11 protein-coding genes are annotated in these 14005 nt (G+C 70.0%); 4 read left to right on the top strand and 7 right to left on the bottom strand.

What is annotated here, in order from left to right; translation table 11 throughout:
* Positions 1-22: 22 nt before the first annotated feature.
* Positions 23-1855, top strand: coding sequence for an ABC transporter ATP-binding protein (locus BKK79_RS16910; RefSeq protein ID WP_071038111.1), 1833 nt, complete (start codon positions 23-25; stop codon positions 1853-1855).
* Positions 1856-1891: 36 nt separating this feature from the next.
* On the opposite strand, the gene BKK79_RS16905 is transcribed toward BKK79_RS16910, so the two are convergent.
* Together BKK79_RS16905 and BKK79_RS16900 are read right to left on the bottom strand one after the other, a co-directional pair.
* Positions 1892-3211, bottom strand: a complete 1320-nt coding sequence (locus BKK79_RS16905) for an MFS transporter (RefSeq protein ID WP_071038110.1) — start codon at positions 3209-3211, stop codon at positions 1892-1894.
* Positions 3212-3273: 62 nt separating this feature from the next.
* Positions 3274-4461: a M20 aminoacylase family protein gene (locus BKK79_RS16900; protein ID WP_071038109.1), complete on the bottom strand. Its 1188-nt coding sequence runs from the start codon at positions 4459-4461 to the stop codon at positions 3274-3276.
* A gap of 113 nt (positions 4462-4574) precedes the next feature.
* Here BKK79_RS16900 and BKK79_RS16895 point away from each other — a divergent pair, with 113 nt between their 5' ends.
* The gene (locus tag BKK79_RS16895; RefSeq protein ID WP_071038108.1) at positions 4575-5480 is read left to right on the top strand and encodes a LysR substrate-binding domain-containing protein; all 906 of its coding nucleotides are present in this window, start codon (positions 4575-4577) and stop codon (positions 5478-5480) included.
* 29 nt (positions 5481-5509) lie between these two features.
* Here the strand turns inward: BKK79_RS16895 and BKK79_RS16890 are convergent, their stop codons facing one another.
* The 5 genes from BKK79_RS16890 to BKK79_RS16870 all read right to left on the bottom strand — a co-directional run bounded on the left by BKK79_RS16890 (position 5510) and on the right by BKK79_RS16870 (position 12263).
* Entirely contained in the window at positions 5510-6040 is a 531-nt protein-coding gene (locus BKK79_RS16890) for a chromate transporter (protein ID WP_071014480.1), read from the bottom strand.
* Entirely contained in the window at positions 6037-6672 is a 636-nt protein-coding gene (locus BKK79_RS16885) for a chromate transporter (RefSeq protein ID WP_071014483.1), read from the bottom strand. Before BKK79_RS16885 ends, BKK79_RS16890 begins: the two co-directional genes overlap by 4 nt.
* A gap of 313 nt (positions 6673-6985) precedes the next feature.
* Positions 6986-9325 (bottom strand): DNA topoisomerase IV subunit A, encoded by a 2340-nt coding sequence (gene parC, locus BKK79_RS16880; protein WP_071014485.1) that lies wholly within the window; start codon positions 9323-9325, stop codon positions 6986-6988.
* Between the two features lie 84 nt (positions 9326-9409).
* Positions 9410-10225, bottom strand: a complete 816-nt coding sequence (locus BKK79_RS16875) for a lytic transglycosylase domain-containing protein (protein WP_071014488.1) — start codon at positions 10223-10225, stop codon at positions 9410-9412.
* Positions 10226-10271: 46 nt separating this feature from the next.
* Positions 10272-12263, bottom strand: a complete 1992-nt coding sequence (locus BKK79_RS16870) for a DNA topoisomerase IV subunit B (RefSeq protein WP_071014489.1) — start codon at positions 12261-12263, stop codon at positions 10272-10274.
* A gap of 365 nt (positions 12264-12628) precedes the next feature.
* On the opposite strand from BKK79_RS16870, the gene BKK79_RS16865 reads away from it, so the two are divergent.
* Together BKK79_RS16865 and BKK79_RS41120 are read left to right on the top strand one after the other, a co-directional pair.
* Entirely contained in the window at positions 12629-13840 is a 1212-nt protein-coding gene (locus BKK79_RS16865; protein ID WP_071038107.1) for an MFS transporter, read from the top strand.
* On the top strand, positions 13837-13998 hold the full coding sequence (locus BKK79_RS41120; RefSeq protein WP_167366679.1) for a hypothetical protein: 162 nt from the start codon (positions 13837-13839) through the stop codon (positions 13996-13998). Before BKK79_RS16865 ends, BKK79_RS41120 begins: the two co-directional genes overlap by 4 nt.
* Positions 13999-14005: the final 7 nt, after the last annotated feature.

Here is a 14005-nt window from a genome sequence, read left to right as displayed (position 1 = left end):
CCGGGCCAAGCCAGGATCCCCTATGCTGATACGTCGCCTGGAAAGACTGATCGATCCCTTCCGCGCCATGCCCGACCAGCGCCCCCCGGGCGAGGTCTGGCGCTTCTACCTGTACTTCCTGCGCGAAGTGCGCGGCGTGTTCGCGCTGCTGCTGGCGGTGGGGCTGGCCGGCGCGCTGATCGAGGTGGCACTGTTCGACTTCCTCGGCCGCCTGGTCGACATGGCCAGGGAGGGCCCCGGGCCGGGCTTCTTCGCGCGCCACCGCACCGAGCTGCTGTGGATGGCCGTGGTTTCCCTGCTGCTGCGCCCGCTCTTCTTCGGCCTGCACGACATACTGGTACACCAGGTGGTCAACCCCAGCCTGTCCAACCTGGTGCGCTGGCAGAACCACCGCTACGTGCTGCGCCAGAGCCTGTCCTTCTTCCAGAACGACTTCGCCGGCCGCATCGCCCAGCGCATCATGCAGACCGGCTTCTCGCTGCGCGACTCCGCCGTGCAGGCGGTGGATGCCATCTGGCACGTGCTGATCTACGCCGCCGGAGCGCTGGTGCTGTTCGCCAGCGCCGACTGGCGCCTGATGGTGCCGCTGCTGCTGTGGATCGCCGGCTATGTGGCGGCGCTGGCCTGGTTCGTGCCGCGCGTGAAGGCGCGCTCGGTGGCGGCGACCGCGGCGCGCTCGCGCCTGATGGGCCGCATCGTCGACGGCTACACCAATATCGCCACGCTCAAGCTGTTCGCGCACAGCCGGCACGAGGAAGCCTATGCGCGCGAGGCAATGGCAGACCAGGTCGACAAGACCCGGCTGGCCGGCCGCATGGTCAGCGCCATGGACACCACCGTCACCGCCATGAACGGTGCGCTGATCGCCGGCACCACCGGCCTCGCGCTGTGGCTGTGGAACGAGGGCAGCATCACCGTCGGCACCATCGCGCTGACCACCGGCCTGGTGATCCGCATCAACAATATGTCGGGCTGGATCATGTGGGTCGTCAATGGCATCTTCGAGAACGTGGGCCAGGTGCAGGACGGCATGCAGACCATCTCGGCACCCCGCCAGGTACTCGACCGGCCCGGCGCGCCGCCGTTGCAGGTGCCGCGCGGCGAGGTCCGCTTCGAGCAGGTCCGCTTCCACTACGGCAAGGGCGGCGGCGTGATCGACGAGCTGGACCTGACCGTGCGCCCGGGCGAGAAGATCGGCCTGGTCGGCCCGTCGGGCGCCGGCAAGTCGACGCTGGTCAACCTGCTGCTGCGCCTCTACGACGTGGAGAGCGGACGCATCCTGGTGGACGGCCAGGACGTCGCCACGGTGGCGCAGGAAAGCCTGCGCGCCCAGGTCGGCGTGGTCACGCAGGACACCTCGCTGCTGCACCGTTCGATCCGCGACAACCTGCTGTACGGCCGGCCCGGGGCCAGCGAGGAGGAACTGGTGCGCGCGGTGCGCCTGGCGCATGCCGACCAGTTCATCCCGCAACTGGTCGACGGCCACGGCCGCAGCGGCATGGATGCGCTGGTGGGCGAGCGCGGCGTCAAGCTGTCGGGCGGCCAGCGCCAGCGCATCGCCATCGCGCGCGTGCTGCTGAAGGACGCGCCCATCCTGATTCTGGACGAGGCTACCTCGGCACTCGACTCCGAAGTGGAGGCGGCCATCCAGGAAAGCCTGGAGACCCTGATGCGCGGCAAGACCGTGATCGCCATCGCCCACCGGCTTTCCACCATCGCCCGCATGGACCGGCTGGTGGTGCTGGACCGGGGCCGTATCGTCGAGAGCGGCACCCATGCCGAGCTGCTGGCGCGCGACGGGCTCTACGCCCGCCTGTGGGCACACCAGACCGGCGGCTTCGTCGGCGTCGAATGAGCGTGCCGCGCCGCGCGCCGGCCCGGCCGGCCGCGCTCAGTCGGCTGCAGCCTGCTCGCGGAAGGCCAGCAAGGCGGCGAAGCTGACTGCCGAACAGCCCAGCATGTACCAGGCCGGCGCCATCGGATCGCCGCTCAGCTTGAGCAGCCAGGTGACGATGAACTGCGCGAAGCCGCCGAACAGCGTCACGCCGCTGGCGTAGACGATGGCCAGGCCGGTGGCGCGCACCTTGCGCGGGAAGGACTCCATGATCAGCAGGAAGCCCGCCGGGCTGCTGGTCGACAGCAGCGCCACCAGCCCCACCACCACCGCCAGCACGGTGGCCAGCGAAGGCTGGCCCTGCACCGCGGAGAAGGCCGGCCATACCACCAGCAGGGACAGGAGGCTGACCGCCAGCAGCAGCGGCTTGCGGCGCGGCAGGCGGTCGGCCAGCCAGCCCGCCAGCGGCGACAGCACCAGCAGCGTGGCACCGGCGGCGCAGCCCGCCAGCAGCGAGGTCGCCGGCGGCATGTGGGCCATCTTGACCAGGTAGGACGGCATGTAGAACACCACCACGTACATGCTGGCGGTGCCCCCCAGGATCAGCAGCGTGCCGAGCAGCAGCGCGCGGCCGTGCCCGCGCAGCACCTCGGCGAAGGCGCTGCGCTCGCGCGCGTGGTCGCTGTGGGTCTCGTCGAGGTGGCGCCGGATGTAGAAGCCCACCGGGCCGATCATCAGCCCCAGCAGGAAGGGCACGCGCCAGCCCCAGGACTCGAGAGCCTCAGGTGCCAGGCCGCGCGTCAGCAAGGCGCCGCACAGCGCGCCGGCCAGCGCCGAAGCGCCCTGCCCCGCCATCTGCCAGCTCACCATGAAGCCGCGGTTGGCGCGCGTGCCCGACTCCATCAGGAAGCTGGTCGCCGCGCCGACCTCGCCGCCGGCCGAGAAGCCCTGCAGCAGGCGGCCCGCCACGATCAGCAGCGGTGCCGCGATGCCGATCTGGGCGTAGGTGGGGGCCAGGCCGATGATGGCCGTGCCCAGTGCCATCAGGCCGATGGTCAGCGTCAGCGCCGGCTTGCGCCCGGCGCGATCAGCATAGTTGCCGATCACCACGCTGCCGAGCGGCCGCATCACGAAGCCGATGCCGAAGGTGGCCAGCGACAGCAGCAGCGAACCATACTCGCCCTCCACCGGGAAGAACAGCTTGCCGATCAGCACCGCGAAGAAGCTGAACACGGTGAAGTCGAACCATTCCAGCGCATTGCCCAGCGAAGCCGCCACCACGGCGCGCCGTTGCATGGCTCGCTGCGACGCCGGCCGCGCTGCCGCGCCCTGCGCCTTGCCGGCCCCGATCGCGGCCGCCTCCAGACCTTCCTGCATGATTGTCTCCTTCTCTTTGCCTGTCGTTCTTGTCGTTGTCCGTCCGCGCCGGCTGGCGCCGCTCAGGCGCCGGCCACCAGGTAGCGCTCGGTCAGCCGCGCCCACAGCGAAGCGCCCAGCGCCAGCGCCTCGTCATTGAAGTCGTAGCCGGGGTTGTGCACCATGCAGCCGCCATGCGAACCGGTACCGTTGCCCAGCACCACGTAGCAGCCCGGCACGCGCTCCAGCATCCAGGAGAAGTCCTCGCTGCCCATCATGCCCTTGGGCGGCTCGACGATCCGTTCCGCCCCCACCAGTTCCTCGATCACGCTGCGCGCGAAGCGGGTCTGCTCGGGCGCGTTCATCAGCACGCGTGAGATGTGCTGGTAATCGATCTGCGCCGCCACGCCGAAGCTCTTGGCCTGCAGCTCCACCACCTCGCGCAGGCGCTGCTCCAGCGTATCGCGCACCTCGCGGTCCTGCGCGCGCACCGTCAGCAGGATCTGCGCGCTGTCGGGGATCACGTTGTGGGCCTTGCCGGCATGCAGCGCGCCGACGCTGATCACGCCCGCCTCGGTGGCCGGGATATTGCGCGCCACGATGGTCTGCAGCGCCATCACGATGGCCGCCGCCGCCACGATGGGGTCGCGCCCGAAGCTCGGCATGGCGCCGTGCGTGCCCTTGCCGGTCAGCGTCACCGTGACCGAATCGGAGGAGGCCGCCATCACGCCTTCGCGCAGCACGAAGTGGCCGACCGGCACGCCGGGACCGTTGTGCAGCGCGTAGACGGCGTCGCAGGGAAAGCGCTCGAACAGGCCGTCTTCCATCATGCGGGGGGCGCCGCCCAGGCCTTCCTCGGCCGGCTGGAAGATCAGATTGAGGGTGCCATCGAAGCGGCGCGTGCGCGCCAGGTAGTGCGCGGCCGCCAGCAGGATAGCGGTGTGGCCGTCGTGGCCGCAGGCGTGCATCTTGCCCGGCACGGCGCTGGCGTACGGCAGGCCGGTGGTCTCCTGGATCGGCAGCGCATCCATGTCGGCGCGGATGCCGAGCCGGCGCGTGCCGCTGCCCACCTTGAGCTGGCCCACCACGCCGGTGCCGCCGATGCCTTCGGTCACGTCATAGCCCCACTCCCGCAGCTTGGCGGCCACCAGCTTGCTGGTGCGCTCTTCCTCGAAGCCCAGTTCCGGATGGGCGTGGATCTGGCGGCGGATCGCGACGAAATCCGCCTGGCTGGCATGGATCTCGGGAATAATGGCGGGCTGGGTCGACATGCGGATTACCTCGATGGGAACGGATCCGCCATCCTAGGATGCCAGCCGCGGCCTGACTAAGCACAAATATTGATAGCCATAACTCCCGGTTATCCGGGCTTTCCCTAGCCCCTATGAAGCACCACCATCTGCGCGCGCTGGTCGCCATCGCCGACGAAGGCAGCATCAATGCGGCGGCGCGCGCGCTGTGCGTCAGCCAGCCGGCCATCACCAAGGCCATGCGCGAGCTCGAGGCCGACGCCGGCGTGGCGCTGCTGGCGCGCAATTCCTGGGGGGTGACGCTGACCGCGGAAGGCCAGCGGCTGCTGGCGCGGGCGCGCCTGATCGTCAGCGAGCTGGAGCGCGCCGAGCAGGACTTGGCAGGGCTGCGCGGCGCGCGCGAAGGGCGGCTGCAGATCGGCGTGACGCCGCTGGCCGGACTGGCCGTGATGCCGCAGGCGTTCACCCGCTTCCGCCGCGCGATGCCCGAGGTGGCGGTCGATTTCCTCGAGTTCGACCATGCGCGGCTGCTGGAGAACCTGCGCAACGGCCGGCTCGACTTCGCCCTGGCCGCCTTCCAGGCCACGCCCGACGAAGCCTTCGTCACCTGCACCGAACTGTTCGTCTTTCCCACCACCTTCGCCATCCGCCGCACCAGTCCGCTGGCGGGCTGCACCTCGCTGGCGGCATTGCAGGATGCGGAATGGCTGCACGCCGATGCCGGCGACGACTACCCGCGCTACCTGGCGGACCTGTTCGCACGCCACGGCCTGGCACCGCCGCGGCGCGTCACCCGCTGCACTTCGAACCTGCTGTTCTCCACCCTGCTGCTGGAAGCCGATGCGGTGGTGCCGCTGTCGCGTGCCACCCTGCAGGCCAGCGTGACCAGTGCCCGCCTGCAGGCGCTGGCGCTGCCGGAGAACCCGCCCGACCTGCACCTGGCGCTGCTGGTGCGCGAGGGTGCCATTCCCACCGGTCCGGCCGACTACTTCCTGCACTGCATCCGCGCCTCGGCCGCCCAGGGCGCCGAGGCCAGCTGAGCCCCGCCCGCCCGGCAGGCAGGGCGGCCTCAGACCAGGCCGAGCAGGCCCGCTCCCGCGCCCAGCGCCACCAGCACCAGCGGATGCACCCGCGTCTTCAGCATCAGCGCGATGGTGGCCAGGGTGACGGCGGCCCCCGTCCAGCGGTGGTCGACGCTCGCCGCCAGCACCCAGCCGGTGGAGCCCAGCAGGCCGATGGTCAATGCCGCCAGGCCGCGCCGCACCAGGCCGGGCCAGCGCGCCTGCGGCGAACGTCCGGCGAAATACTCGAAGGCCAGCGCAATCACGCTGGATGGCCCGCAGATGGCGACCATGCCGGCAATGGCGCCGGCCAGCCCGGCGATCTGCCAGCCGAACAGGGCGACGAACAGCACATTGGGGCCGGGCGAAGCCTGCGAGATCGCATACATGGCGGAGAACTGCGCGTCGCTCATCCAGCCGTGCGACTCGACCAGGAAGCGGTGCATGTCCGGGATGGTGGTGCCGGCCCCGCCGATGGACAGGAAGGACAGCAGCAGGAAATGGGCGAAGAAGCTGCCGATCACATTGTCCTGGCTCATGGCTGCGGCCCCTCTGTCCTGCCCTCGGCCCGCTCCGGGGCGTCCGCCAGTGCGGCGCGCAGCGCCCGTCCCTCGGCATGCCATTCGAGCAGCAGCCCGAGCGGCACCAGCACGGCCATCACCGGCACCAGCGGCCAGCGCAGCAGGCCGATGGCGACGAAGGCGGCGGCGCCGACCAGCAGGCCGCGCAGCGAAGGCGGCAGGCTCTGCGCCAGCTTGATACCGGTGGCCAGCACCAGGCCCGCCGACACGGCGGTCATGCCGGCCAGCATGTGCTGTACGGCCGCCACGTCGCGATAGTGCTCGTAGAGCAGCATGGCCGACAGCACCACCACCATTGGCACCAGCACCAGCCCGGCGAAGGCCGACAACGCGCCGCGCAGGCCGGCGAAGCGCAGCCCCAGCATCAGCGCGACATTGATGACATTGGGTCCCGGCAGCACCTGGCCCATGCTCAGCAGCTCGATGAACTGGCGGTCGTCCAGCCAGCGGTTGCGCTCCACCACGGCGCGCCGCACGAAGGGCAGCACGCCGCCGAATCCGGACAAGCCCATGCGCGCGAATTCGATGAACAGGCGCCGCGGCGTGGGCGGGGGGGCGAGGTTGGGGTCGATGGGCTCTGACGGGGGCATCGGATCGAACGGTCGGGCTGAAAGAAGGAAAGACGGAAAGACGGGAACGCCGGAAAGGTGGAACGCGGGGGACCCGAAGGCGCAAGGACGGCATGCGGCGCGGCCCCCGCCACGGCCCCGTGCGCATTGTGCGCCGGCCGGCGCGGCGGCGCCTGCGCGAAAGGGACAGGTCGGGACGGGCCGGGACAGGCCGGGACAGGCCGGCGCATGGCGTAAAAAAAGCCCCGCGCGCTGCGCGGGGCCGTTTCGGAGGCCATCGTTCCTGGCCATGCGGTCATACCGCCGGGGCCAGGCAGGCCACCATCATCGCGCCTCAGTTGCCGCCGGGTGCCACCGGCCGCACCGGATCGATGCGCGGCTCCTTGAGCCGGGACTCGAGCGCGCGGCCCTTGCGGGCGCGCTTGCCCACGTAGGGCAGCAGCGCCTGTCCGGCCAGCTTCTGGCTGCTCGGCTTGCCACCCCGGCCGGTGCCGGACAGCACCAGGCCCGGCGCGCCCACGGCGATCGCCTGCAACAGCGCCTCCTTGGGCTCCAGTTCCATCAGGATCACGCCGCGGCCACCGGCGGCCAGCACCTTGATCTCGTCCAGCGCCACCAGCAGCAGGCGCCCGTTGGCCGACAGGCAGGCGGCATGGGTCGCCTCGTCGCCCAGCGGAGCGGGCGGCAGCGGCACGTCGCCCTCATCCACCGTCAGGAAGGCCTTGCCACCCTTGTTGCGGCCGATCATGTCCGCCACCTTGGTCTGGAAGCCGTTGCCGCTGCGCGTGGCGATCAGCATGCGCTGCTCGGCCGCGCCGGCGAAGGTGTGAGCGATCTGCGTGCCCGGCTGCAGGTCGATCAGCGTGGTCAGCGGCACGCCGTCGCCGCGCCCGCCCGGCAGGCCGGACACGGCCACCGAATAGACGCGGCCGTTGCTGCCGAAGGCCAGCAGCGCATCGATGGTGCGGCACTCGAAGGTGCCGTACAGCGCGTCGCCCGCCTTGAAGGTGAACTGCTGCGCATCGTGGCCGTGCCCCTGGCGCGTGCGCACCCAGCCCTTCTGCGATACCACCACCGTGACCGGTTCGTCGACCACGCGCACCTCGGCGGCGGCGCGGCGCTCTTCCTGGATCAGCGTGCGGCGCGGATCCTTGTCTTCCGGGCTGTACTGCTTGGCATCGGCCTCGATCTCCTTGATGATGCGCCGGCGCATCATCGTTTCCGACTTCAGCAGGACGTCGAGGTCACCGCGCTCCTCGCGCAGGTCCTTCAGTTCCTGCTCGATGCGGATGGCCTCCAGCCGCGCCAGCTGGCGCAGCCGGATCTCGAGGATGTCCTCGGCCTGGCGCTCGGACAGGCCGAAGGCCTGCATCAGCGCCGGCTTGGGCTCATCGCTCTCGCGGATGATGCGGATCACCTCGTCGATGTTGAGCAGCACCAGCATCCGGCCTTCCAGGATGTGGATGCGGTCCTCGACCTTGCCCAGGCGGTGGCGCGTGCGCCGCGTCACGGTCTCGAAGCGGAAGGCGATCCATTCGCGCAGGATGTCGCGCAGGCCCTTCTGGCGCGGCCGCCCGTCGGTGCCGATCATGACGAGGTTGATCGGCGCGCCCGACTCCAGGCTGGTGTGGGCCAGCAGCGTCTGCGCGAATTCCTGCTGGTCGATGTTCTTGCTCTTGGGCTCGAACACCAGCCGGACCGGCGCATCCTTGCCGGATTCGTCGCGCACGGCGTCCAGCACCGCCAGCAGGGTCTGCTTGAGCTGGAGCTGCTCGGGCGTCAACGACTTCTTGCCGGCGCGCACCTTCGGATTGGTGATCTCCTCGATCTCCTCCAGCACCTTCTGCGCCGACGTCGCCGGCGGCAGCTCGGTCACCACCAGCTGCCACTGCCCGCGCGCCATCTCTTCGACGGTCCAGCGCGCGCGCACCTTCAGGCTGCCCCGACCGCTTTCATAGATCTGCGCGATATCGGCCGCCGGCGAGATGATCTGGCCGCCGCCCGGGTAGTCCGGCCCCGGCATCAGCGCCAGCAGCTCGGCCAGCGAGATGTCCGGGTTGCGGATCATCGCCACGCTGGCGTGCGCCACTTCGCGCAGGTTGTGCGGCGGGATCTCGGTGGCCATGCCGACCGCGATGCCCGAGGCGCCGTTGAGCAGCACGAAGGGCAGGCGCGCGGGCAGCAGCCGGGGCTCCTCCATCGAGCCGTCGTAGTTCGGCGCGAAATCGACCGTGCCCTGGTCGAGCTCGTCCAGCAGCAGGCGGGAGATCGGCGTCAGGCGCGCTTCGGTGTAGCGCATCGCCGCCGCGCCGTCGCCGTCGCGCGAGCCGAAGTTGCCCTGGCCGTCGATCAGCGGGTAGCGCAGCGAGAAGTCCTGCGCCAGGCGCACCAGCGCGTCATAGGCAGACTGGTCGCCGTGCGGGTGGTACTTGCCCAGCACGTCGCCCACCACGCGGGCCGACTTGACCGGCTTGGCGTCGGCGCGCAGGCCCATCTCGTGCATCGCGAAGAGGATGCGGCGCTGCACCGGCTTCTGGCCATCGGCCACCTCGGGCAGCGCACGTCCCTTGACCACGCTGATGGCGTAGTCCAGGTAGGCACGCTCGGCGTAGTGCGCCAGCGTCAGCGCGTCGGCCGGTTCGTCCGCTTGGAAGGAGATGTCTTGTTGATCCATGGATTCACAGGAAATCGGCGCGCGACGCGGTCATCCGCGCGCGCGCCGGGTTGCATGGGTGCGGGCGCCTCGCCCCGGCGCCGTTCAAGGCAATTCGTCCTGGCCGCCGATCACCATCTTGACGCGCGTCACGCCGGCGCGGCCGACACCGCCCAGCGCGCGCGGCAGCGGGCCTTCGGGCCGGTAAATGCGGTAGAACTGCAGCACCGTGCTGACGTACTGCTGCGTCTCGGGGAAGGGCGGGATCTGGTTGTTGTAGCGCTGCACAGCGCCTTCGCCGGCGTTGTAGGCCGCCAGCACCAGTTCCAGGTTATTGGGGAACATCTGCATCAGCCAGCTCAGGTAGCGCACGCCGGCCGCGATATTGGTACGCGGATCGGCCAGCTTCTGCTCGACGGTGCGCTTGGCGTCGGCCGCCACGCCGAAGCGCGCGCCGGTGTCCGGAATCACCTGCATCAGGCCGATCGCGCCTTTGGGCGACACCGCCTGCGGGTTGAAGCCGGACTCCACCGCCATCACCGCCTTGACCAGCGCCGGATCGACGTTCTGCCGCTGCGCGATCTGCCGGATCATGGGCTCGACCACGGCAATATTGGGATGGTTGATGACGTAGCGGTAAAGCTTGTGGTTCTCGATGTCGATGGCGCCGGCCGCGCCCGCGCCGCCGCCCGTGCCGGCATCCCGGCCCGCGCGCGCGCCCGGGCGCGCCAGCCCCGGCGCGTTGAGCGAACCGCCGCCGCGCAGGAACAGCTGATAGCGCGCGTCGAGCTTGCGGTCGGCGAAGTGGGCCACGCCGTCATCGTCGACATAGCCGTACAACTCGGCGTGGGCGGCGCCGGCGCAGCCGAGCCCGGCAAGCAGCAGGGCCGCGCTCACCGCCGCGCGCCCTGCCCTCGCCATCCGCCCCGTCACTCGCCGACTTGCCGCCATCTCGCCTGCCTCGTCCTCAGATGTCCGCCACCACTTCATTGCCGCGCTCTTCCAGCCAGTTGCGGCGCTGCGCGGCCTCGCCCTTGCCCATCAGCATGTTCATCACACCGACGGTCTCGGCCTGGCCGAAGCCGCCCAGCGACACCGGCAGCAGGCGGCGCGTATCCGGATTCATGGTGGTCTCCCACAATTGCTCCGCGCTCATCTCGCCCAGGCCCTTGAAGCGCGAGATCTGCCAGGCGCCGTCCTTGACGCCGTCCTTGCGCAGCTTGTCCTGGATCGCTTCGAGCTCGCCTTCGTCCAGCGCGTAGAGCTTCTGCGCCGGCTTCTTGCCGCGCGCCGGTGCGTCGACGCGATACAGCGGCGGGCGCGCCACGCACACGTTGCCGCGCTCGATCAGGCGCGGGAAATGGCGGAAGAACAGCGTCAGCAGCAGCACCTGGATGTGCGCGCCGTCGACGTCCGCGTCCGACAGGATGCAGATCTTGCCGTAGCGCAGGTTGGTCAGGTCGGGCTCGTCGTCCGGGCCGTGCGGGTCCACGCCGATCGCCACCGCGATGTCATGCACTTCATTGTTGGCGAAGAGGCGGTCGCGCTCGGTCTCCCAGGTGTTGAGCACCTTGCCGCGCAGCGGCAGGATGGCCTGGAATTCCTTGTCGCGCCCCATCTTGGCCGAGCCGCCGGCGGAATCGCCCTCGACCAGGAACAGTTCATTGCGCTCGGTGTCGGTCGATTCGCAGTCGGTCAGCTTGCCGGGCAGCACGGCCACGCCGGAGCCCTTCTTCTTCTCTACCTTCTGCGCCGCGCGCGTTCGCGCCTGCGCCTGGCGGATCACCAGCTCGGCCAGCTTCTTGCCGTACTCCACATGCTGGTTCAGCCACAGCTCCAACGCCGGGCGGCTGAAGGTGGAGACCAGGCGCACCGCGTCGCGGCTGTTCAGGCGCTCCTTGATCTGGCCCTGGAACTGCGGGTCGAGCACCTTGGCCGACAGCACGAAGGAGGCGCGCGCGAACACGTCTTCGCTCATCAGCTTGACGCCCTTGGGCTGCAGCGCGTGCATCTCGATGAAGCTCTTGACCGCCTGGAACAGCCCCTCGCGCAGCCCCGATTCATGGGTGCCGCCGGCCGGGGTCGGAATCAGGTTGACGTAGGACTCGCGCACCGGCGAGCCTTCCTCGGTCCAGGCCACCACCCACGAGGCGCCCTCGCCCTCGGCGAAGCCCTCCTCGCCGTTGTTGGCCTCGGGATCGGCGAAATGCTCGCCCTCGAACATCGGGATCACCAGTTCAGCGCCGCTGCCTTGCGCCAGCGCCTCGACCAGGTAGCCCTTGAGGCCCTGATCGTACTGCCAGGTCTGGCTCTCACCGCTCTTCTCGGTCACCAGCGTGACCTTGACGCCCGGCAACAGCACGGCCTTGCTGCGCAGCAGGCGCTGCAGTTCCGCCAGCGGGATGGCGGCGGAATCGAAGTACTTGGGATCCGGCCACACCTGCACGCGCGTACCGTTCTTCTTTTCGCCGCGCTCGAGCTTGCGCGAGGACAGCGGCGTGGTGACATCGCCGCCGGAGAAGGTCAGCGCCGAGGCCATGCCGTCGCGCCAGACGCCCACGTCCAGACGCGTCGACAGCGCGTTGGTGACCGACACGCCCACGCCGTGCAGGCCGCCCGAGAAGGCATAGGCACCGCCCTTGCCCTTGTCGAACTTGCCGCCGGCATGCAGCCGGGTGAACACGATCTCGACCACCGGCACGCCTTCCTCGGGGTGGATGCCGACCGGAATGCCGCGGCCATCGTCCTCCACGCTGACGCTGCCGTCCTTGTGCAGGGTGACCAGGATCTCGGAGCCGAAGCCGCCCAGGGCTTCGTCGGACGCGTTGTCGATCACCTCCTGCACGATATGCAGGGGGTTATCGGTGCGCGTGTACATGCCCGGCCGCTGCTTGACCGGCTCCAGGCCCTTCAGGACCCGGATGGAGGATTCGCTGTACTGACTGGTTTTGCTCGCCATGGAGTCGCTACGAAATTGGAGTACCGGCCGGGCGGGCGCCTTGCGCACCGGGCGCGCGCCGGAACGCGTGCCACGGGCCGGGCACCGCATTGTAATGGAAGCCGCCGCGCTGTCGCCCGCACCGGCCGGTGAAAAGTGACTTGAAAAGTGACGCGCCAGCGCGTTCGGGCGCGGCAGAGTACACTCGCCCGGCGGCGGCCCCCTGCCCGGCGCTGCCCCTCCGGCCACCGCGGCCCCCAGGCCAGGTGCCGGTGGCACCACAGCGGAGGCGGACGCGGAAGAAAGCCCGGGACGAAACACGGGCCTGGAACAAGACAAGAACAACGAGAACAACGAGACAACTCCCAGCACAAGAAGAGCCAGACATGCAGAATCGACAACTTTCCCTGGGCTCCGTACTGGTCTGCGGCGGCCTGCTCGTCACGCTCTCGATGGGCATCCGCCACGGTTTCGGCCTGTTCAACCTGCCCATCACCCAGACGCACGGCTGGAGCCGCGAGACCTTCGCCTTCGCCCTGGCCCTGCAGAACCTGATGTGGGGCGCCAGCCAGCCCTTCGCGGGCGCGCTGGCCGACCGCTTCGGCGCGTTGCGCGTGATGCTGGTGGGCGTGGCGCTGTACGTGGCGGGGCTGCTGGTGATGGCCCTGTCGACTTCCGGCACCGCCTTCGCCTCGGGCGCCGGCGTACTGATCGGGCTGGCCCAGTCCGGCACCACCTACAGCGTCGTGTACGGCGTGATCGGCCGCGTGGCCAGCGCCGAGAAGCGCGTCTGGGCCATGGGCATCGCCGCCGCGGCCGGCTCCTTCGGCCAGTTCCTGATGATCCCGGTCGAGCAGACCCTGATTTCCACCATCGGCTGGCAGCATGCGCTCTTCGTGCTGGCCGCGCTGGCCTGCCTGATGCTGCCGCTGGCCTTCACGCTGCGCGAGCCCGACATGGCCGGCGCGCGCTCCGGCGCGCAGCAGACCATCGGCCAGGCCATCCGCGAGGCCTTCGGCAACCGCAACTACCAGTTGCTGACGCTGGGCTACTTCGTGTGCGGCTTCCAGGTCGTGTTCATCGGCGTGCACCTGGCGCCCTACCTGAAGGACCGCGGCCTGGGCGACCCCAAGATCGCCACCGTCGCGCTGGCCTTGATCGGGCTGTTCAACGTGTTCGGCACCTACGGCGCCGGCTCGCTCGGGCAGCGCATGCCCAAGCGCTACCTGCTGGCCTTCATCTACCTGACGCGCTCGCTGGTGATCAGTGCCTACCTGCTGCTGCCGCTATCGGTCGCCAGCACCTGGGTGTTCGCCGCGCTGATGGGCGCCCTGTGGCTGTCCACCGTGCCGCTGACCAACGGCATCATCGCGCAGGTGTTCGGCGTGCAGTACCTGTCCATGCTGTCGGGCGTGGTGTTCTTCTCGCACCAGATCGGCAGCTTCCTCGGCGCCTGGCTGGGCGGCTACCTCTACGACCGCACCGGCAGCTACGACACGGTCTGGATGCTGGCGATCGGGCTGGGCGTGCTGGCCGCCCTGGTCAACCTGCCGATCCGCGAGCACGCGGTGGCGCGCCCGCAGCCGGTGGCGGCATGACGGCGCCCTCGGCGGCCTCGGTATCGGCGCGCCGGCGCCTGCTGCAGGGCGCCGGCCTCGGCGCGCTGGCGGCGGTGGCGGCGCTCGCCTTCCTCGCCTACCTGCGGCCAGCCTTCATGGTGGACCTGTCCAATATGGTGCTGGCCTGGTGCGGATAGCCGCCCG

The sequence above is a fragment of the Cupriavidus sp. USMAA2-4 genome, from assembly GCF_001854305.1.
Taxonomy (GTDB): domain Bacteria; phylum Pseudomonadota; class Gammaproteobacteria; order Burkholderiales; family Burkholderiaceae; genus Cupriavidus; species Cupriavidus malaysiensis.
This window is presented reverse-complemented; position numbering and strand designations above follow the sequence as displayed.

What these genes read in the sequence shown, in the direction of transcription:
- BKK79_RS16910 (WP_071038111.1), top strand. Translation starts at nt 23, where the DNA reads ATGCTGATACGTCGCCTGGAAAGACTGATCGATCCCTTCCGCGCCATG.
- BKK79_RS16905 (WP_071038110.1), bottom strand. Translation starts at nt 3,211, where the DNA reads ATGCAGGAAGGTCTGGAGGCGGCCGCGATCGGGGCCGGCAAGGCGCAG.
- BKK79_RS16900 (WP_071038109.1), bottom strand. Translation starts at nt 4,461, where the DNA reads ATGTCGACCCAGCCCGCCATTATTCCCGAGATCCATGCCAGCCAGGCG.
- BKK79_RS16895 (WP_071038108.1), top strand. Translation starts at nt 4,575, where the DNA reads ATGAAGCACCACCATCTGCGCGCGCTGGTCGCCATCGCCGACGAAGGC.
- BKK79_RS16890 (WP_071014480.1), bottom strand. Translation starts at nt 6,040, where the DNA reads ATGAGCCAGGACAATGTGATCGGCAGCTTCTTCGCCCATTTCCTGCTG.
- BKK79_RS16885 (WP_071014483.1), bottom strand. Translation starts at nt 6,672, where the DNA reads ATGCCCCCGTCAGAGCCCATCGACCCCAACCTCGCCCCCCCGCCCACG.
- parC (WP_071014485.1), bottom strand. Translation starts at nt 9,325, where the DNA reads ATGGATCAACAAGACATCTCCTTCCAAGCGGACGAACCGGCCGACGCG.
- BKK79_RS16875 (WP_071014488.1), bottom strand. Translation starts at nt 10,225, where the DNA reads ATGGCGAGGGCAGGGCGCGCGGCGGTGAGCGCGGCCCTGCTGCTTGCC.
- BKK79_RS16870 (WP_071014489.1), bottom strand. Translation starts at nt 12,263, where the DNA reads ATGGCGAGCAAAACCAGTCAGTACAGCGAATCCTCCATCCGGGTCCTG.
- BKK79_RS16865 (WP_071038107.1), top strand. Translation starts at nt 12,629, where the DNA reads ATGCAGAATCGACAACTTTCCCTGGGCTCCGTACTGGTCTGCGGCGGC.
- BKK79_RS41120 (WP_167366679.1), top strand. Translation starts at nt 13,837, where the DNA reads ATGACGGCGCCCTCGGCGGCCTCGGTATCGGCGCGCCGGCGCCTGCTG.